Source organism: Micrococcus sp. KRD096 (assembly GCF_017168495.1).
In the GTDB taxonomy this organism is placed as follows: Bacteria; Actinomycetota; Actinomycetes; order Actinomycetales; family Micrococcaceae; genus Micrococcus; species Micrococcus luteus.
This window is the reverse complement of record NZ_JABFAY010000016.1, coordinates 54,314-72,511: the sequence shown is the minus strand read 5'-3', so window position 1 is coordinate 72,511 and position 18,198 is coordinate 54,314. Positions and strand designations below refer to the sequence as shown.

Sequence of the window (18,198 nt, the reverse complement as noted above, 5' to 3'; positions counted from 1 at the left end):
GCCCGGCCGAGCCCCCCGCCCCGCACGAGCGCCTCACCGAGCGCGAGCTGGACGTGGTCCGCGAGCTCGCCAAGGGCGCCTCCAACGCGGAGATCGCCGGCGCCCTGTTCCTCGCGGAGGCCACGGTGAAGTCCCACATCGGCAAGGTCCTGGACAAGTGGCAGGTCCGTGACCGCGTGCAGATCCTCATCCGCGCCGCCCGCGCGGGCCTCGTGGACATCGGATGAGCATCGCGGCGCCCGCCCCGGCTCGGACGACGACGGCGACGTCGCCCCCGCCTGCCGAGTCTCCCCTGGGCTCCCGCCTGCCGGCGATCCTGCGCACGGAACCCGTCTCCCGGCACACGCGGATCGTCCTCTACGTGATCGTCGGGCTCATGGTGCTGGGGGAGATCCTCACCCTGATGCTGGGGCCCACGGTGGCCGCCGGGCTGAGCGCCGACCCCGAACTCGCGGGCATCCTCGAGGAGGACGGCGGGCTGACGGGTGAGGGGCGGGAGCCGCTCCTGCGCTGGGTCCTGTTCCTGGCGAGCGTGCTGGTCACGCTGCTGTTCGGGTGGCAGCCCACCCTCGCGGCGGTGTTCGTGCTGCTCGGGAGCACGTTCGGTCTGGTGGGCCTCGTGGAGGCGGACCACGCGCACCTCACCCCGCAGGCGTTCAGCGGCGGGGTCGTCCTGGGCGCGGCCATGGTGACGCGGTACTCGCACCGGGTGTTCGTCTGGTTCGCCCTGGGCGCCCTCATCCTGCTCACCGTCGCGGGCGAGGTCCTCACCGACGGCACGTGGGCGGACGAGGACAGCGCCAAGGGCGTCATGGTCATCACGCTCATCGTCGCGCTGTGCGTGGCGGTGCCGGCCTTCATGATCCGCCGATCCCGGCATCGGGCCCGGGACCGCGAGGCGGCCCTGCGCCGGGCCGAGGAGGCCGCCGCCTGCGCCGCGGAGGCCGAGCGGCAGCGGATCGCGGCGGAGCTGCACGACGTCGTCGCGCACGGGCTCACCGTGATCTCGATGCAGGCCGCCATGCTGCCCACCCAGAAGGACCCGGAGAAGCGGGCCGCCGCGGAGAAGGCCATCGAGCAGGCCGCCCGACAGTCCCTCGTGGACCTGCGCCGCATGCTCACCGCGCTGCGCGGCTCCTCCCGCAACGCGCAGACGGCGGAGGGGGACGCCGTCGTGGACCTGCCGGCCCGCCTCGACGAGTTCGAGGCCCGCCTGCACGCGGCCGGGTTCGCGGTGGAGCGCTCGCTGACCGAGCTGGACGAGCTGCCGCGCTCCCTGGAGCTGACCGTGCTGCGCGTGGTGCAGGAGTCGGTGACGAACATCCTCAAGCACGCCCCGCGCCGCGGCACGGTGCGCCTGACCTCGCAGCTCGAGGGCGCGGACCGCCTGGTGCTGTGCATCACCAGCCCCATGGACGAGGGCGAGCCCCGCCGGGACCGCGTGGTGGTCGCGATGGCCAGCGGCTTCGGCCTGGCCGGCATGCGCGAGCGCGTAGCCGTGTTCGGCGGCACCCTCACGGCCGGCCCGCTGGGCGGCTGCTGGGTGGTCCGCGCCGAGCTGCCGCTGCGCTGAGCCGGGGCGGCAGCCGCGTCCTCCCGCGTCCTCCCGCGTCCGGGGGCGAAAGTGGGCGGTATCCGCGCGGGATACCGCCCACTTTCGCCCCCAAAGGGACGGGGTGGGGTGGCCGACGACGGCGCCCCTCAGTCCAGTGGGACCGTCAGCTTCTCGCCGGGGGACAGGGTGTGCTCGCGGCCGGCGATGATCATCGGCACGTCGTGCCACATGCCCTCGCCCGCGGCCACCGTCACCTCCCGCTGGGTCATGTGGATGACCACGGGCTGCTGGCGGAACCGGATGGTGAAGCGGGCGCCGGGCAGCTGGGCGGGCATGCGGGGGTGCAGCCGGACGACGTCGTCGCGCGTCTCGAGGCCCGCGTAGCAGCGGATCACCGTGTCCACGGTGCCCGCCATCAGGCCCAGGTGGATGCCCTCCTTGGTGGTGCCGCCCTGCGTGTCCGAGAGGTCCGACTCGAGGGCCTCCGTGAACAGGTCCCACGAGCGGTCCGGGTCCGTGCGGGCCGCCACCCACGCGTGCACCAGACGGGAGAGCGTGGAGCCGTGCGTCGAGCGGGCCTCGTAGTACGTGACCATCCGCTCGAACGCCTCCTGCGGCAGCTCGTAGCCCATGCGGCGCAGGATCCGGTCCAGCTCCTCGGCGGAGAACAGGTAGCCGAGCATGAGGGTGTCGGCCTGCTTGGAGAGCTTGTACCGGTTGGTGGCGTCGCCCTCGGCCTGCAGGATCAGGTCCATGCGGCCGATGTTCCCGTACTTGGCGCGGTAGGCCTCCCAGTCGAACTCGAGCAGGTCCTGGTAGCCCTCGAACTGGGCGAGGATGCCGGCCTCCTCGCCCTCCTCGAAGAACGGCACGGTCAGGCGGGTGCTGACCTCCTCCCAGCGCTCGATCTCCTCCTCGGAGATCTCCATGAGCTCGGGCAGGCCGTCGTCGATCGTGTCCAGCCAGCGGACCAGGCGGGCGGTCTCCGCGAGCACCCACGAGGTCAGCACGTTCGTGTACGCGTTGTTGCGCAGGCCGGAGCCGGGGGTCTCGGGATAGCCGTCGTGGAACTCGTCCGGCCCCATGACGCCGTGGATCTCGTAGCGGTCCGTGACGGCGTTGTGCAGGGTCATGGACATGAAGAACCGGGAGATCTCCACGAGCATCTCCGCGCCGTAGTCCGAGATGAAGGACGTGTCCTTCGTGATCTCGATGTACCGCAGCACCGAGTAGGCGATGTCCAGGGAGACGTGCCGCTGGTTGTGGGAGTTGTCCGGCATCCACATGCGCGAGCGCGGGTTCCACAGCTCGGTGGGCGTCTCCTCGGAGCCGTCCGCCCCGGACTGCCACGGGTACATGGCGCCGGCCCAGCCCTCGGCCTGGGCGTTGGCGCGGGCCTCGTTGAGACGCCGGTAGCGGTACATCAGCAGGCCCCGGGTGATCTCGGGGCGGCGCAGCGTGAGCATCGGGTAGACGTAGATCTCGTCCCAGAAGATGTGGCCGCGGTAGCCCTCGCCGTGCAGGCCACGCGCCCCCACGGAGGCGTCCAGGTCCCGGCGGCGGCCGTAGGCCGTCTGGAGCACGTGGAACGTGTGCAGGTTCAGGGCGAGCTGCTGGCGCAGCGACGCGCCGTCCTTGCCCATCGGGACCGCGGACCCCACCGGGGCCGAGTGGCCGGCGTCGACGACGGGCGGCGCGTATTCGCCGCCGGCCTCCGCCGCCGTGGAGCGGCGCTGATGCCGGTACGGCTCGGCCAGGTCGATGCGCACGGAGAACCGGTCCCAGTTGGTGCCCCAGCGCTGCTCGTGCAGGGTCAGCAGGTTGCGGAAGTTCTGGGCGCGCTGGACGTCCTTCACCGCCGACTCCCACACGGAGGCGTTGGCGTGGTCGTGGCTCGTGGCGACGGCGGCGATCTTCTCCAGCACGAGCGGCACGCCCTCGTCCACGTGGAGGAGGATGTCCTGGCCGACCACCAGGTCCGAGCCGTCCACGGGGCGGCGGATGGGCTCGTGGTGGCCCACCGGCGCCACCTGGCGGGTGCGGGTGGCCATGGCCACGTGGATGCCGGACTGGTTGGTGGCGGTCTCGAGCAGGACGGTCTCGCCGTCGATCTCCCGGGCCTGGACCGGCTCGAGGTGCTGGTTGGCGAGGGTGCGGTCGTCGGAGACGTTGAGGTTGGCCACGCGGCCCTCGATCTTCGAGCGCACCGTGAGGTCCCCGGACCAGTTCTCCGCCACCACGGTCAGCTCGATCGCGGCGAGGTGCCGGTTGGCCAGCGAGGTGAACTGCCGGGTGTGGACCGTGGTGCGCCGGCCCTGCTCGTCCTCGAAGGTCATGGTGCGGGAGAGCACGCCGCGGCGCAGGTCCATCTCCTGGCCGTACTCCACGAGGTTCTCCTCGCCCGGCAGCAGCGGGCGGCCGTGGCGCGGGGTCACCACGAGCGGGGTCCAGTCCTGGATGTTGACCATGTGCTCGGTCTCCACGACCCGGCCCTGGACCATCGAGGTCAGCCGGTTGAACACCCCGGCCATGTAGGTGCCGGGGTAGTGGACGGAGGAGATGTGCGTGCCGGGCACAGCGCCGCGGGTGCCCCAGTACCCGTTGGCCAGGGTGCACAGCACCTCGCGCGTGCCCTCGGAGGCCGGGTCGAAGCGGTCCCAGCGCAGCACCCACGCGGGGTCGAACGGGGTGGTGGTGCGGTCCTCCAGATGCAGGGTCCCGTAGTCCTGGACCACCAGGTGGGCGCCGGCCTCCTTGAGCCGGCCCTTGCCGAGCTCGGGTTCGCGGTCCACGCCGATCACGAGGCCGAAGCGGCCGTCCGCGGCGGCCTTCACGCCCGAGACGGCGTCCTCGAGGACCATCGCGTCCGCGACGTCGACACCCAGCTCGCGGGCCGCCTCCCAGAACATCGCCGGGTCCGGCTTGCCCGGCAGCCCGCGCTCGAGGGCGGTGTTCCCGTCCACGATCACGGGGAAGAAGTCCAGCACGCCGCCGGCCGTGAGCACGGCGCGGGAGTTCTTGGAGCTGGTGACCAGTGCGACCGGCACGCCCTTGGCCCGCAGCCGCTCGAGGAGGTCCTGGGCCTCCGGGAACACGCGGACGCCGTCGCGCTCGAGGACCTGCTCGAAGTAGCCCTGCTTGCGCTCGGCGAGGGCGAGGACCGTCAGCTCCGGGGCTGCGTCCGCCTCGAGGGCGTCGGCCTCCGGGACCTGCAGGCCGCGGGAGGCGAAGAACGTGCGGACCCCGTCCTCGCGGGGGCGCCCGTCCACGTGGTGCAGGTAGTCGGCGGCGGCGTCGAAGGGACGCAGCACGTCCGGGTCCGCGGCGACGACGGCGGCGTTGGCGGGCAGCGCGCCCACGGCGGGCAGCGCCCCGTCGAAGAGCTCCTTCCACGCCTGCGCGTGCACGCCGGCGGTGTCCGTGATGACCCCGTCCATGTCGAAGATGACGGCGCGGTAGCGGCGGAGCCGGTGGCGGCGGGCGTTCAGGTCCTGCGGAGCGGCGGGGGTGAGCGTCTGCGACATGGGAACCAGCCTACGGGCGGGGAAGTGGGGCCGCACGGGGAGTGCCGCGGCGATGTTCACCGCAGCGAGCGCGCCGTCGTTCCGGCCGACCGCACCGCAGCGACATCACAGCGGTTCTCAGCTGCGGTGATGTCGCTGCGGCGCGGTGGGTTCCGGGAATAGGGTCGTGCCGACGGGGCGGACGTGTGCCCCCGCGCGCCGGAAGCGTGGCCCGGGAACGAGCAGGACACACTCGGCGGAGATGGCCGGGGGGGCGAAGGGCTCATGAACTGGATGATGAGCAAGTGATGGATGCGAAGCCGACGCGGTTGCGGAAGAAGGCGACGCGGGAGGAGATCCTGGCGAGTCTGCCGGTGCAGGCGCGGGTGCGTCCGGCGCGGTGGTTGCTCCTGTGGCTGATCGTCGTGGTGTGCATCGCGGTGTTCGTGTGGGTGATCTTCCGGCCGCCGGAGGATGTCTCGGCCGGGTTCGGGGTGTGGCGTGTGGCGTCGTTCATCGGGTTGGCGCTGGCGTTGGCGGTGCTTCCCGCCGCGACGATGGGTCTGTTCCGGCCTCGGCATGTCACGTTCGATGAGCGACGGGTGTGGACGCGGGACTGGTCCGTGGACTGGGCGGACGTGAAGGAAGTCCGTGCTGTGGCGCCAGAGTCGGAGCACACGATGAAGGTGGCGCTCAAGGTGGACGAGCGGCTGTGGAACGAGGGTGGTCTGCGCAAGGCCAACCGGTGGGACTCGGGACGGCCGTTGCAGGGTGGCGGGTTGACCCGTGCGCAACCGCTCGTGCTCACGCAACCCGCGCTCGCGCCGTCGGCTCTGACGCTGCTGCAGGTCTTCGTCGAGTTGAAGAAGCGGAACCGTCGGGCGGGGAGCCCGCGGTGACGCGCCCCGGCTTCCGTCACCGCCGGGTCAGCAGCGTGAGCACCTCCGCGTGCCGGGTCTGGGGGAACATGTCGAACACCTGCACCCGCGCCACCCGATAGCTCGGCATCCGGGCCAGGTCCTGCGCGAGCGTCGCCGGGTTGCAGCTGGAGTACAGGACGGTGGGCACACCCGAGTCCTCCAGCGCGTCCGCCAGCTCGGCGCCGATGCCCCGCCGGGGCGGATTCACGACGACGGCGTCCGGGCGGGGCCGCCGTTTCTTGAACGAAAGCGCCTCCGGAGCCCGCCGTTTCTCGAACGAAAGCGCGGAGGTGGCGTCGCCGGCGGAGAAGCGCGCCCGGTCGGCCAGGCCGAGCTCCGCGGCCGTCTCCCGGGCCGCGGCCACCGCCTCGGCGGAGGACTCCATGCCCCACACGTCGCGCACGCCGGCCCGGGCCAGGTGGAACGCGAACCCGCCCACCCCGCAGTACAGGTCCCACGCCGACGCCGGCACACCGCCCTCGGCGACCCACGCCGCCGCCGTCGCGTACAGCCCCTCGGTCACCGCGGTGTTCGTCTGGAAGAACCCCTGCGGGCGCAGCCGCAGGCCGATCCCGTTCAGTTCCATCCGCAGGGTCGGCCCGCCGGCGAGCACGATCTCCTCGTCGCCCTCGGGCAGGGCCACGTGCTCGGGCAGCAGGTTCGCGCTCACCACGGCGGCGGGTGTCCCGCGCGCCGCGAGGTCATCCAGCAGCCCCGGCACCGCCGCGCGCAGCGCGTCCAGCCGGTCGGCGGAGCGCAGCACGAACCGGACCATCGCCTCCCGGTCGGGGGAGAGCGTCACGATCACGTTCTTCAGCTCGCCCGTGCGGGCGGCGACGTCGTAGGGCTCCAGCCCGGCCGCCGTCACCGCCGCCGCGCACGCCTCGAACACGCCCTCCATGCCGGCCTCGTACAGGCCGCAGTCGCGCAGGTCCACGCCGGCGCCGTCGTGATGGCGGGGGTGCTGCCGCGGGTCCAGGATGCCCAGCCGCGGCGCCGCCGCCGACCCCGTGACCACGAGCTTCGCCTTGTTCCGGAACCCGGCCTCCGCGGAGGCGAACGGCTCGGCCACGACCGTGTCCGCATCGAGCGCGTCCGCCAGCGCGGCCAGGACCGCGGCCTGCTTGTCCGCGAGCTGCCGGGCGTACGGCACGCCCATCAGCGGGCAGGAACGGCACTCGCCGACATCGAAGTGGGGGCACTGCACGGGCGTCGCCTCAGCCCTCGAGGCTGACCCGCAGGCCGGGCCGGTCCAGGCGGATCGCGAGCTGCTCGAGGGCCAGCTCGGCGGCCGCGGCCAGGTCCGCGTCCACGTCCATCACCATGCCGGTGAGCACGGGCAGGGCGGACTCGAGGTCCTCGGGGCGGGCGAGGGCACCCAGTGCGGACGCGGCCGACGCGCGGACCTCCGGGTCCGGGTCGGCACAGCCGGCCCGCACCGCGTCCACGAGGGTGCGGTCGACGGCGGCATCGCGGCGCAGCGAGCCGGCGCGGGAGGCGAGCACGAGGTGGGCCGCCGAGCGGACGTCCGCCTCGGGGGCGGTGAGCGCCCCGGTCAGGGCGGGCAGCGCGCTGCGGTGCCACGCGTGCATCAGGGCCAGGGCGCCGGTCGCGGCGGGGCTGAGGTCGCCGTCGTCGCCGGTGAGGGCGCGGGCGGCGCCCGAGGTGACGTCATCGGGAGTGGCCGCGCCGGTCATCAGGCGCACCGCCAGCCCGGCGACGGCGGCCTCCCCGCGCTCGGCGACGGCGGCCTCGGTGCGGCGGCGCAGGCGGTCGTGCGGAGTCTGGGGCTCCGCGGGCAGGGGGAGACGGTCGAAGGCGGTCATGGGTCCATTGTCCCCCGTGCGCGGACCCGCCTGGGGCGCGGCCGGGAGGTTCCCCGCAGACTCCTGGACGGGGCGTGACCGGCCGCACAGGGCCCGGACTCGGGTGATACGTTCGACGGCATGAGACCCCCCGGAGCCCTCGCCCTCGAATTCCGGGCGGACAGCTTCGATCATCCCACCGGCCTGGTGGACGCCGGCACCGTCATCTCCTGGATCGAGAAGGCCGGCTACGCCGTCGCGGCGAGTTGGGCCGGGACGTTCGTGCGTGCCCGCTACATGGGGCACACCCAGTTCCGGCACCCCGTGCCGGTGGACCGCCGCGCTGTGGTGCAGGCGCGCGTGGTCCACACGGACGGCGCCGAGGTGCACGTCCAGACCCGCCTGCTGCTGCCGGAGATCCGCGACGACGACGGCGACCCCGTGGTCGCCACCTCGTCCCTCGTGGTCTACGCCGCGGAGGAGGGCGGGGTGCCCGTGACCGTGCCGGTCTGGGAGCCCTCGACCCCCGGCCAGATCGAGCGCGACGAACAGGCCCGCCGCTCCACCGTGGCCCGCCGCGCCGTCGAGCGCGGCATGGCCCGACTGCCGTTCCCCGCGCCCGGGGAGGCCCCCGAGGAGATGAGCACCCTCGCGTTCCTGGCCCCCAACGCGGAGGCCACCGTGGGCGGCACCATCAACGCGGGCGCGATCCTGCGCTGGGTGGACGAGGCGGCCGCCGTCTGCGCCGCCCGCTGGACCGGACATGAATCCGTGGTCGCGGTGTTCGGCGGCGGTGTGCGCTTCGTGCGGAACATCCACGTGGGCGACCTCGTGCGCGTGGAGGCCCTCCTGGTGAACACCACGGAGCGGTCCATGCATGTGGCGCTGCGCGTCTACGCGAGCCGACGCACCGGGGCGGAGTCCCGCCTGGTGGCGCACTCGATCGCCGTCATGGTGGACGTCTCCGCGGAGGACCAGGCCCAGCGGGTGCGGCAGTACATCCCCGAGAGCGAGAGCGCCCGGAGGCTGCAGGAGACGGCGATCGAACTCGTGCGCATGCGCTCCGAGGTGAGCGCGGCCTGGACCGAGATGCGCCGCTCGACCGATCCGCGCTGACGGGGCCCTGAGTAGACTGAGCGAATGCGTCGACCGTCCCTGCCGTCCCTGTCCCGCCTGCCGGTCCGTCGTCTCCTCCGGGGAGCGGCCGTGGCCGCGGGCGTCGGTCTCGTGGGACTGCCGCTGACGGTCGCCGCCGGGCTCACCGGCGTGGACATGGTCAAGCGCGGCGGCCGAGTGCGCCGACCCGCGCCGAACCCCGGCGTGTTTGACGCCCACGTGGAGGGCTCCGAGCTGCGCATCTTCACCTCGGGTGAGGACCTCTACAAGGAGATGATCGCCGCGATCGACGGAGCGCAGCGGATCATCAAGTTCGAGACCTTCATCTGGAAGGGCGACCCCACGGGCCAGCGGTTCATGGACGCCTTCAACCGGGCGGCCGCGCGCGGCGTGGAGGTCTACGTCTCCTACGACGGGTTCGGGAACCTCGTGGTCCCGCCCCGCTTCTACCGTCAGCTGGACCCGCGCATCCACGTGTTCCGGCTGCCGGCCTTCGCCCGCCCGATCTGGCGAGGCGTGGTCCGGCACAGCGGGTTCAACCACTCGAAGATCATGGTGGTGGACGACGAGGTCGGCTTCGCCGGCGGCTTCAACATCGGCGACGACTACGCCCGCCTGTGGCGGGACACCCACGTGCGTGAGCGCGGCCCGGCGGTGTGGGCGCTGGGCCAGTCGATCTCCATCAAGTGGAACGCCCACCACCGCGCGGGCGAGCAGATGTCCTGGCGCCCCCCGGACACGTGGGACCCGCGCGTCACCGTGGCCGCGAACCAGCCGCCGCTCCTGGTCTACCCGATCCGGCTGAGCTACCTCGACGCCATCCAGCGGGCGCAGCACCGCATCCTCATCAACACGCCGTACTTCATCCCGGACCAGCAGGTCCTCGAGGCGCTGCTGCACGCGGCCCGGCGCGGGGTGGACGTGCAGGTGATGGTGCCGGAGGACTCCAACCACATCGTGGCGGACTGGGCCTCGCGCGGCTTCTTCGGGAAGATGCTCGAGGCCGGCATCACGATCCTGCTGTACAGGGCCAGCATGATCCACGCGAAGACCGCCACCGTGGACGGCATCTGGTCCACCGTGGGCTCGGCCAACGTCGACCGCCTCTCCCTGGGCTTCAACTACGAGTCCAACGTGGTGGTCGTGGACCGCGACTTCGCCGCCCGGATGGAGGAGATCTTCGCTCTCGACGCCCAGCGGGCCGTCCGGATCGACACCCCGCGCTGGGAGGACCGTCACGGCCTCGCCCGCGTGGTCGAGGCCCTGCTGGTACCACTGCGTCCCCTGCTCTGAGGACCCCGGGCGCTGAGCCAGACGTTTCTGCAGTTCTGACGCCCGATCCGCAGCAGAAACGTCTGGCTCACGCCCCCGTCTGGCGTCGCTCAGTCCTCGTGCGGGTCCGCCAGCGGGTGGTTCGGCAGCCGGCTGTCCGGGGTGCGCCCGCGGCGTCCGACGACGACGGCTGCTGCCCGACCTCCTCGCCCGCGGCTGGGGCACAATGAACCCGGCCCCCTTCGGCCCACCTCCCTGCGGCCCACGCGGCCGTGCGCCCATCCCGACTCCCTGGGAGCCCCATGCTCTGGACCCTGCTCCGCCGTCACGGGCGGCGCTATCGCGGCGCCGTCGCGGCCGTCGTCGTGCTGCAGCTGATCAGCACGCTGGCCATGCTGTACCTGCCCAGCCTCAATGCCCGCATCATCGACGAGGGCGTAGCCCGCGGCGACACCGCCCGCATCTGGGACATCGGCCTCGTGATGCTCGGCGTCGCGCTGGTGCAGGTGGTCGCCGCGATCGCCGCCGTGTGGTTCGGGGCGAAGGCCTCGATGGGCGTCGGCCGGGACCTGCGCCGCGCCGTCTACACCCGCGTGGACGCGTTCTCCGCGGAGGAGCTCGGCCGCTTCGGCGCCGCGACCCTCATCACGCGCGGCACCAACGACGTCAACCAGGTCCAGATGCTCACCCTCATGGCCCTGAACTTCATGGTGGCCGTGCCGATCATGGCGGTCGGCGGCATCATCATGGCCATCCGCGAGGACCCGGGCCTGTCCTGGCTCGTGTGGGTCTCCGTGCCGGTGCTGCTGGTGATCGTGGCGTGGATCGTCGCCCGTCTCATGCCGCTGTTCCAGCGGATGCAGGACAACATCGACGACGTCAACGGCGTGATGCGCGAGCAGATCCAGGGCATCCGCGTGGTCCGCGCGTTCGTGCGCGAGCGCCACGAGACACGCCGGTTCACGGACGCCAACGCCGCCCTGACGGAGACCTCCGTGCGGATCGGCCGGCTGTTCGTGCTGCTCGGCCCGGTCATCACGATGATCCTCCACCTCGCCACCGCCGCCGTCCTGTGGTTCGGCGGCGAGCGCGTGGACGCGGGGCTCGTGCAGGTCGGCGCGCTCACCGCGTTCATGCAGTACCTGCTGCAGATCCTCATGGCGGTGATGATGGGCACCTTCATGATGATGATGCTCCCGCGCGCCGTGATCTCCGCGGGCCGCATCGGCGAGGTCCTGGACACCGTCCCCACGCTCGGTGAGCCGGTCCGCCCGGTGACCCCCGCGCGTCGCGACGGCGCCGTGGAGCTGCGCCACGTCACCTTCCAGTACCCCGGCGCCGAGGCGCCGGTGCTCGACGACGTGAGCTTCGCCGTCGCCCCCGGCACCACGACGGCGATCATCGGCTCGACCGGCTCCGGCAAGTCCACGCTGATCAGCCTGCTGCCGCGGCTGTACGACGCGACGTCCGGCGAGGTGCTCGTGGACGGCGTGCCGGTGACCGACCTGGCCCGGGCCGAGCTGACCGAGGCCGTGGCCCTCGTGCCGCAGAAGCCGTACCTGTTCTCGGGCACCGTGCGGGAGAACATGCAGTTCGGGGCCCCGGACGCCTCGGACGAGCGCATCTGGGCGGCCCTCGAGACGGCCCAGGCCGCCGACTTCGTGCGCGCCCGCACCACCGGCAAGGGAGAGGCGGCGGCTTCCGGTCTGGACTCGCGGCTGTCTCAGGGCGGCACGGACGTCTCCGGCGGCCAGCGCCAGCGCCTGTCCATCGCGCGTGCCCTCGTGGCCGAGCCGCGGATCCTCGTGTTCGACGACTCGTTCTCCGCCCTGGACGTCACCACCGACGCGCGGCTGCGGTCGGCGCTCGACCGCGCGGCGGCCGGGGTGACCCGGATCGTCGTCGCCCAGCGGGTGGCCACCATCACCGACGCCGACCAGATCATCGTGCTGGACGAGGGCCGCGTGGTCGGCCGCGGCACCCACGCCGAGCTGCTGGCGGACAACCAGACCTACCGGGAGATCGTGGACTCCCAGCTGACCGCGGAGGACGTGGCATGAGCGAGCACCTGACGGACGAGGAGATCCTCGAGATCCAGGAGCAGGGCGCCACCGACGACTGGGGCGGCGGTCCGGCCCGCAAGGCCAAGGCGTTCTGGCCGTCCGCGAAGCGGCTCATGAGCCTGTTCCGCACGGAGAAGCTGGGGCTGGCCGTCGTCGCCGTCATGGTGCTGGTGGCCGTGGTGTTCAACGTGTGGGCGCCGCGCGTGCTCGGCCGGGCGATGGACGTGATCTTCGGCGGCGTGGTCTCCGCGCAGATGCCCGGCGGGCTGAGCCGCGAGCAGGTCATCGACGGGCTGCGCGCCCAGGGCGAGGACCAGGCCGCGGAGATGCTCTCCGGCATGGCGTTCACGCCGGGCGAGGGGATCGACTTCACCGAGCTGGGACGGCTGATCCTGACCGTGCTGGCCATGTACCTCGTGGCCCAGCTGTTCATGTGGCTGCAGGGCCGCGTGCTCAACGACCTCGTGATGCGTCTCGTGTTCCGCCTGCGAGAGGACATCGAGGCCAAGATCAACCGGCTGCCGCTGAGCCACTTCGACCGCGGGCAGCGCGGCGACCTGCTCTCCCGCGCCACCAACGACGTGGACAACGTCCAGCAGGCCCTCCAGCAGGCGTTCGCCTCGCTCGTGTACTCGGCGCTGACCGTGATCGGCATCGTCGGCATGATGTTCTGGCTGTCCTGGCAGCTCGCGCTCATCGCCCTGATCGCCCTGCCGGTGGCCGGTGTGGTGGTGGGCGTGATCGGCAAGAAGTCCCAGGCGCTGTTCTCCGCGCAGTGGCGGGAGACGGGCCGGCTCAACGGGCACATCGAGGAGTCGTTCACGGGGCATGAGCTGGTGACCGTGTTCGGCCGTCAGCGGGACATGGCCGCGCGCTTCGACGAGCGCAACGAGGAGCTGTACGAGGCCGCGTTCAAGGCGCAGTTCTACTCGGGGATGATCATGCCGATCATGCAGTGGGTGAACTGGCTGGGCTACGTGGGCATCGCGGTGGTCGGCGGCCTGCGCGTGGCCAACGGGCAGATGACCCTGGGCGCCGTGACCGCGTTCATCCAGTACTCGCGCGAGTTCAACCAGCCGCTCGGGCAGATCGCCGGCATGTCCAACATGCTGATCTCCGGCGTGGCGTCGGCCGAGCGCATCTTCGAGCTCCTCGACGAGCCGGAGGAGACCCCCCGCCCGCACCCCCGACGGCACTTTCGTTTGGGAAACGGCGCCCTCCGAGAGCGCTTTCGTTCGGGAAACGGCGCCCTCCGCCATCCCCGGGCCCGACGGCGTCGCCCACCTCCCGCGCCCGCTGCGCGGTCGCGTGGAGTTCGAGCATGTGCGCTTCTCCTACACGCCGGAGAAGCCGCTCATCACGGACCTGAACTTCGTGGCGGAGCCGGGGCAGACGGTCGCGATCGTCGGGCCGACCGGTGCCGGCAAGACCACCCTGGTCAACCTGATCATGCGGTTCTACGAGGTGGACGGCGGGCGGATCCTGCTGGACGGCGTGGACACCCGCACGGTCAGCCGCGGCGAGCTGCGCGCCGCCACCGGCATGGTGCTCCAGGACGCCGTGCTCTTCGGCGGGACCATCCGGGAGAACATCCGCTACGGCCGACTCGACGCCACGGACGAGGAGGTCGTCGCGGCGGCGAAGGCCACCTACGTGGACCGTTTCGTGCACACCCTGCCCGACGGCTACGACACCGTGATCGAGCAGGACGCCGCCAACGTGTCCGCGGGCGAGCGGCAGCTCATCACCATCGCCCGTGCGTTCCTGGCCCAGCCCTCGCTCCTGATCCTGGACGAGGCCACCTCCTCCGTGGACACCCGCACCGAGGTGCTGGTCCAGGGCGCGATGGCGGCGCTGCGCTCGGACCGCACGAGCTTCGTGATCGCCCACCGCCTCTCCACCATCCGGGACGCGGACGTCATCCTCGTGATGGAGGACGGCGACATCGTGGAGCAGGGCAGCCACGCCGAGCTGCTCGCGGCCAAGGGCGCCTACCACCGGCTCTACATGAGCCAGTTCAAGGGCGGGGAGGACGACGACGGCGCGGCCTCACGAGACGACGCCCGGTGATGGCTGCAGCAAGCGCAAAGGGAATCGGGACGGCCTGAGGAGGCCAGGAAGAATCCCTTGCCGTGGGAGGCCTTAGCGCCTAGTGTGTGACGCGGCTCATATTTGAGCTTGAATCCTGAGGAGGATCGTCACGGGTATGAAGCAGCGGGTTACAAAGGTCGGGGCCGGTATCGCCGTCGCGGGATTGTTGGCCGTTTCTGGGGCAGTGCCGGCACAGGCATTGACGGACTCCGGGCGACAGGACTGCAGTGCCGGAGGTGGATATGTCGGCGTCCGTGGCGAGCAGCAGCGGTACGGGGATTACCTCACGGTGTCGGTTGGGGGAGTGTCGAGTACCAAAGCCAACTACTACGTGAGGTACTGGGAGCCTGGTCTCCGAGGCACCCAGACCTGGAAGGCCGATTCGGTCTCATTGCTTCTTTCGGGTAGCAATGGCTACTGCTACTACCCCTACTGATATTTTCTCTGCGAGCGCTGGGGTGTCTTGTGCCTGAGGGGCGAATGACAAGCGGTTTCGCTGGTGCCATGGTCGGACTCGTCGGGGCCCTCTTGTTGGCGGGGTGTGCTTCCGGCGCGGACGCAGGAGCGTCGGCGCACGCGGAGACAGGCAGTACCCCCTCAAAGGTGTGGGATGCCGCCACATGGAAACCGACCGAGGTCATCGAACCCGTTCTGGCGACGGAGCCGGAGAAGGAAGCGGCCTACCGAGAACAGATGGACCGCCTGGCAGAGAGCGGGGGAACTCCCGAGATCCTTCAGGTCCAGCGGAAGGACTGGTCCACGACTCCCCTGGAATCAGATCAGAAGGTCGCCTCGTGCATGAGGGCAGACGGATTCCCCGTCGAGGTCTCGCCGACGGGCGGTCTCCGATACTCCACGCCGCCGGCTGCGCAGGCTCGCGCCTGGGCGCTGGCGATGAACACCTGCATCGCCCAGCACCCAGTCGACCCGAGCTATACCCAGGATTGGAGCGAACCGCAGCTTCGCCTTGTCTATGACTACTGGGACCAGTACCTCATCCCCTGTCTCGAAGCGCAGGGGTTCACTGTGGACACCAGCACACGGCCGTCCAAGGAGTCCTTCGTGACGGCCTTCTTCACACCAGGCCGCCATGACTGGTGGCCCTTGCAGGCGACCATGAGAGGCGTGCCCGAGGAGCGCCAGACGCAGGTCGTCCAGACCTGCCCGGAGCTGCCCCCGCAGGACGTCTTCTGGGGCACCTCCGGATGACCCGGCCGCTCCGCTGGGCCACGCTGGCCGGGGTGCTCCTGATCGTGGCCGTCCTGGCCTTCTGGGCCGGCCGGGCCACGCTCACCCCTCCGGCCCAGGCCGAGCAGCGTCCGTCCGAGGACGCTCTCGTCACCGTCGCCGAGCAGGAGCTCGGCCGCGTCATCACCCTCGGCGTCTCCGTGACGCGCGAGCAGGCGCCCGCCGCCGTGAACGCGCTGTCCGGCGTCGTCACCCGGGCCGGGGAGTCCGGTGAGGTGGCCGCCGGGGACGTGCTGTACGCCGTCGCGCAGCAGCCCGTGATCACCGTGCAGGGCGAGCTGCCCCAGTGGCGGGCGCTCGGCGAGGGCGCCACCGGCAGCGATGTCGCCGCGTTCCAGCGCATGCTCGCCGCCACGGGGGCGAAGGTGGAGGTCACCGGCACCTGGGACGAGGCCACCGCTGTCGCCTGGAACGGCTGGCTCACCGAGCGCGACTACCCGGCCGCGGACACCGTGGAGCTGGGCCAGCTCGTGGTGCTGGAATCACTCCCCGCCGCGCTCAGCGTGGACGCGAAGGCCACGGCCGTCGGCGGCGCGCTCGCGGGAGGCGAGACCATCGTCGCCCGCCCCGGCGACGAGCCCACGTTCGCCATCGAGGTCAACCAGGACCAGGCCGCCATAATCCCGGCCGGCACCGCGGTGACCGTGCCCCACGGCGAGCACGAGTGGGAAGCCGTGGCCGGCGAGTCCACCGCGGACGACCAAGGGCTGATCCGCATCCCCCTGACCGCCCCCGACGGCGGCGCGGTGTGCGGCGCGGACTGCGACTCCCTGCCCGCCGAGGCCTCCACCTCCCTGCTCTCGAAGGTCAACGTGGTCCCGCCCGTCACCGGGCCCGTGGTCCCCGTGTCCGCGCTGCGCACCCAGCCTGACGGCGCCGCGAGGGTCACCGTGGTTCGCGACGGCGTCCAGGAGGAGCGCACCGTCACCGTCCGCGGCTCCGCGGACGGACTGGCCGTGGTGGACGGCGTGGACGCCGGGGAGACCGTGCGCGTGCTGAACGGCGCCCCGTGAACGCGGAGCTCTCCGTGGCGGACCTGCGCTTCGCGTACACGCGCGGCGCGGAGGAGCTGTTCGACGGCCTGACCCACCGCTTCACCCCTGGCGCCGTCACCGCGCTCACCGGCCCGTCCGGGCGCGGCAAGTCCACGCTGCTGTACGTGCTGGGGCTTATGCTCACGCCCTCGGCGGGCGTGGTGCGCCTGGGCGACGTCGACGCCTCCGCCCTCCCGGACCGGCGCCGGGCGCGGCTGCGGGCCACGTCCGTGGGGTTCGTGTTCCAGGACGCCGAGCTGGACCCGTCCCGGCCCATCCTGGACTCGGTGGTGGAGCCCGGCCTCTACGCCGGCCTGTCCCGTCGCGAGCTCGAAGGCCGGGCCAGGATCCTGCTGGAGCGGTTCGGCCTCGGGCACCGGGCCGAGCACCGGCCGGGCCAGGTCTCAGGCGGGCAGGCCCAGCGCGTGGCGGTCTGCCGGGCACTCGTGAACACCCCTGCGGTGGTGCTGGCCGACGAGCCCACGGGCAACCTCGACCCGGACAACGCCTCCCTCGTGCTCGACGCGCTGGCCGAGGCCGCGGGGGAGGGGCGCACCGTGGTGGTGGCCACGCACGACCCGGCCGTCGTCGCCCGTGCGGACGAGGTGGTGCGACTGTGAACCCGGAGGCCCGCCCGTGAACCTGAGGACCCTGCTGCGCGAGGCCCTCACCGCCGCCCGCACCGCGCCCGTGCCCTCCGCCCTCGTGCTGTTGGTGGTGGCCGCCATGTGCTTCGCGGCCGTCGCCACGGTGGGCCGTCAGGCGGCCACGGAGGCCGCCGTCGCCGCGGAGCTCTCCGGGCCCGCGGCGCGCGTGCTCACCGTGACGGACTCGGGTGGCACCGGCTTCCTCACCGGCGCCACCGTCGCCACCCTCGCCGGTCTCGACTCCGCCGAGGCCGCCCTGGCCCGCGACATGCCCGTGGACACGGTGAACGCCGCGATCGGTGCGGGCGGGACTCGCGTGGCGGTGACCCACGTGGTGGGCACCGTCGACCGCGGCGTCGAGCTCACGCGCGGCCGCCTGCCGGGCCCCGGGGAGGTGGTGGTGCCCGAGGCGAAGCTGGCCGAGCTGGGCCTGGCCCAGCCCTCCGGAGCGCTCGAGTCCGGAGACGGACGCCAGTGGGCCGTGGTGGGCGCGTTCGAGGCGCTCACCCCGTTCGAGGACCTCGCGGACTACGCGATTGCCGTGCCCGCCGCGCCGGCCTCCCTCGTGGTCCAGCAGGTCCGTGTCCTGGCCCCGGACACCGCCGGCACCCGCGCCATGCAGGACTCGGCCCTGGCCGTGATCGACCCCGACCCTCGCTCCTCGCAGGTGCAGACCGCGCGGGCGCTGGCCGCCGGGAACGCGACGATCACCGGGGAGCTGGCCGGACTCGGCCGGTCCCTGCTGCTGCTCATCCTCGGGGCGGGCGCCTTCTTCGTGGCGATCGTGGTGCTCGCCGACGTGCTCATCCGTCGCCGCGACCTCGGCCGCCGCCGCACCCTGGGCATCGGCCGCGCGGACCTCGTGCTGCTCGTGGCGGTCCGCACCGCCGCGCCGGCGGTGCTCGGGGCGGTGGTGGGCGCGGGGACGGGCTACGCCGTCGTCG

At 72.3% G+C, this 18,198-nt stretch carries 13 protein-coding genes and 1 pseudogene; 11 read left to right on the top strand and 3 right to left on the bottom strand.

Features of this window, described 5'->3' with window-relative positions; genetic code table 11:
- The coding region (locus tag J1M41_RS07470; RefSeq protein ID WP_206451465.1) for a LuxR C-terminal-related transcriptional regulator at window positions 1–227 on the top strand (227 nt) is incomplete at its 5' end.
- A complete protein-coding gene (locus tag J1M41_RS07465) occupies window positions 224–1,573 on the top strand; it encodes a sensor histidine kinase (protein WP_206451464.1) in 1,350 nt (449 codons plus the stop codon). The genes J1M41_RS07470 and J1M41_RS07465, both read left to right, overlap by 4 nt.
- Before the next feature lie 128 nt (window positions 1,574–1,701).
- Here the strand turns inward: J1M41_RS07465 and J1M41_RS07460 are convergent, their stop codons facing one another.
- The gene (locus tag J1M41_RS07460; RefSeq protein WP_206451463.1) at window positions 1,702–5,079 is read right to left on the bottom strand and encodes a beta-phosphoglucomutase family hydrolase; all 3,378 of its coding nucleotides are present in this window, start codon (window positions 5,077–5,079) and stop codon (window positions 1,702–1,704) included.
- Between the two features lie 287 nt (window positions 5,080–5,366).
- Between J1M41_RS07460 and J1M41_RS07455 the strand changes: the two genes are divergently transcribed.
- On the top strand, window positions 5,367–5,957 hold the full coding sequence (locus J1M41_RS07455) for a hypothetical protein (protein WP_036316210.1): 591 nt from the start codon (window positions 5,367–5,369) through the stop codon (window positions 5,955–5,957).
- 16 nt (window positions 5,958–5,973) lie between these two features.
- On the opposite strand, the gene rlmC is transcribed toward J1M41_RS07455, so the two are convergent.
- Together rlmC and J1M41_RS07445 are read right to left on the bottom strand one after the other, a co-directional pair.
- A complete protein-coding gene (rlmC, locus tag J1M41_RS07450) occupies window positions 5,974–7,185 on the bottom strand; it encodes a 23S rRNA (uracil(747)-C(5))-methyltransferase RlmC (RefSeq protein ID WP_182488571.1) in 1,212 nt (403 codons plus the stop codon).
- A gap of 10 nt (window positions 7,186–7,195) precedes the next feature.
- Window positions 7,196–7,804 (bottom strand): HEAT repeat domain-containing protein, encoded by a 609-nt coding sequence (locus J1M41_RS07445; RefSeq protein WP_020628173.1) that lies wholly within the window; start codon window positions 7,802–7,804, stop codon window positions 7,196–7,198.
- A 120-nt stretch (window positions 7,805–7,924) separates the two neighbouring features.
- Between J1M41_RS07445 and J1M41_RS07440 the strand changes: the two genes are divergently transcribed.
- The 8 genes and pseudogenes from J1M41_RS07440 to J1M41_RS07405 all read left to right on the top strand — a co-directional run.
- A complete protein-coding gene (locus J1M41_RS07440) occupies window positions 7,925–8,899 on the top strand; it encodes an acyl-CoA thioesterase (protein ID WP_036316197.1) in 975 nt (324 codons plus the stop codon).
- Window positions 8,900–8,923: 24 nt separating this feature from the next.
- Entirely contained in the window at window positions 8,924–10,192 is a 1,269-nt protein-coding gene (locus tag J1M41_RS07435) for a phosphatidylserine/phosphatidylglycerophosphate/cardiolipin synthase family protein (RefSeq protein WP_036316196.1), read from the top strand.
- Window positions 10,193–10,473: 281 nt separating this feature from the next.
- Entirely contained in the window at window positions 10,474–12,231 is a 1,758-nt protein-coding gene (locus tag J1M41_RS07430; protein ID WP_098094092.1) for an ABC transporter ATP-binding protein, read from the top strand.
- Window positions 12,228–14,304: pseudogene (locus tag J1M41_RS07425) on the top strand (ABC transporter ATP-binding protein). The gene J1M41_RS07430 and the pseudogene J1M41_RS07425 overlap by 4 nt, the downstream one beginning before the upstream one ends.
- Before the next feature lie 624 nt (window positions 14,305–14,928).
- Entirely contained in the window at window positions 14,929–15,534 is a 606-nt protein-coding gene (locus J1M41_RS07420) for a hypothetical protein (RefSeq protein WP_230594463.1), read from the top strand.
- Window positions 15,531–16,586, top strand: coding sequence for a hypothetical protein (locus tag J1M41_RS07415; RefSeq protein WP_206451462.1), 1,056 nt, complete (start codon window positions 15,531–15,533; stop codon window positions 16,584–16,586). Before J1M41_RS07420 ends, J1M41_RS07415 begins: the two co-directional genes overlap by 4 nt.
- The gene (locus J1M41_RS07410; protein WP_010079956.1) at window positions 16,583–17,227 is read left to right on the top strand and encodes an ABC transporter ATP-binding protein; all 645 of its coding nucleotides are present in this window, start codon (window positions 16,583–16,585) and stop codon (window positions 17,225–17,227) included. The genes J1M41_RS07415 and J1M41_RS07410 overlap by 4 nt, the downstream gene beginning before the upstream one ends.
- Before the next feature lie 16 nt (window positions 17,228–17,243).
- On the top strand, window positions 17,244–18,198 hold a 955-nt coding region (locus J1M41_RS07405; RefSeq protein ID WP_206451461.1), incomplete at its 3' end, for a permease.

Excerpts from the sequence above, each read along its gene's own strand:
- J1M41_RS07440 (WP_036316197.1), top strand. The coding sequence starts at position 7,925 with ATGAGACCCCCCGGAGCCCTCGCCCTCGAATTCCGGGCGGACAGCTTC.
- J1M41_RS07430 (WP_098094092.1), top strand. The coding sequence starts at position 10,474 with ATGCTCTGGACCCTGCTCCGCCGTCACGGGCGGCGCTATCGCGGCGCC.
- J1M41_RS07435 (WP_036316196.1), top strand. The coding sequence starts at position 8,924 with ATGCGTCGACCGTCCCTGCCGTCCCTGTCCCGCCTGCCGGTCCGTCGT.
- J1M41_RS07445 (WP_020628173.1), bottom strand. The coding sequence starts at position 7,804 with ATGACCGCCTTCGACCGTCTCCCCCTGCCCGCGGAGCCCCAGACTCCG.
- J1M41_RS07415 (WP_206451462.1), top strand. The coding sequence starts at position 15,531 with ATGACCCGGCCGCTCCGCTGGGCCACGCTGGCCGGGGTGCTCCTGATC.
- J1M41_RS07460 (WP_206451463.1), bottom strand. The coding sequence starts at position 5,079 with ATGTCGCAGACGCTCACCCCCGCCGCTCCGCAGGACCTGAACGCCCGC.
- J1M41_RS07455 (WP_036316210.1), top strand. The coding sequence starts at position 5,367 with ATGGATGCGAAGCCGACGCGGTTGCGGAAGAAGGCGACGCGGGAGGAG.
- J1M41_RS07465 (WP_206451464.1), top strand. The coding sequence starts at position 224 with ATGAGCATCGCGGCGCCCGCCCCGGCTCGGACGACGACGGCGACGTCG.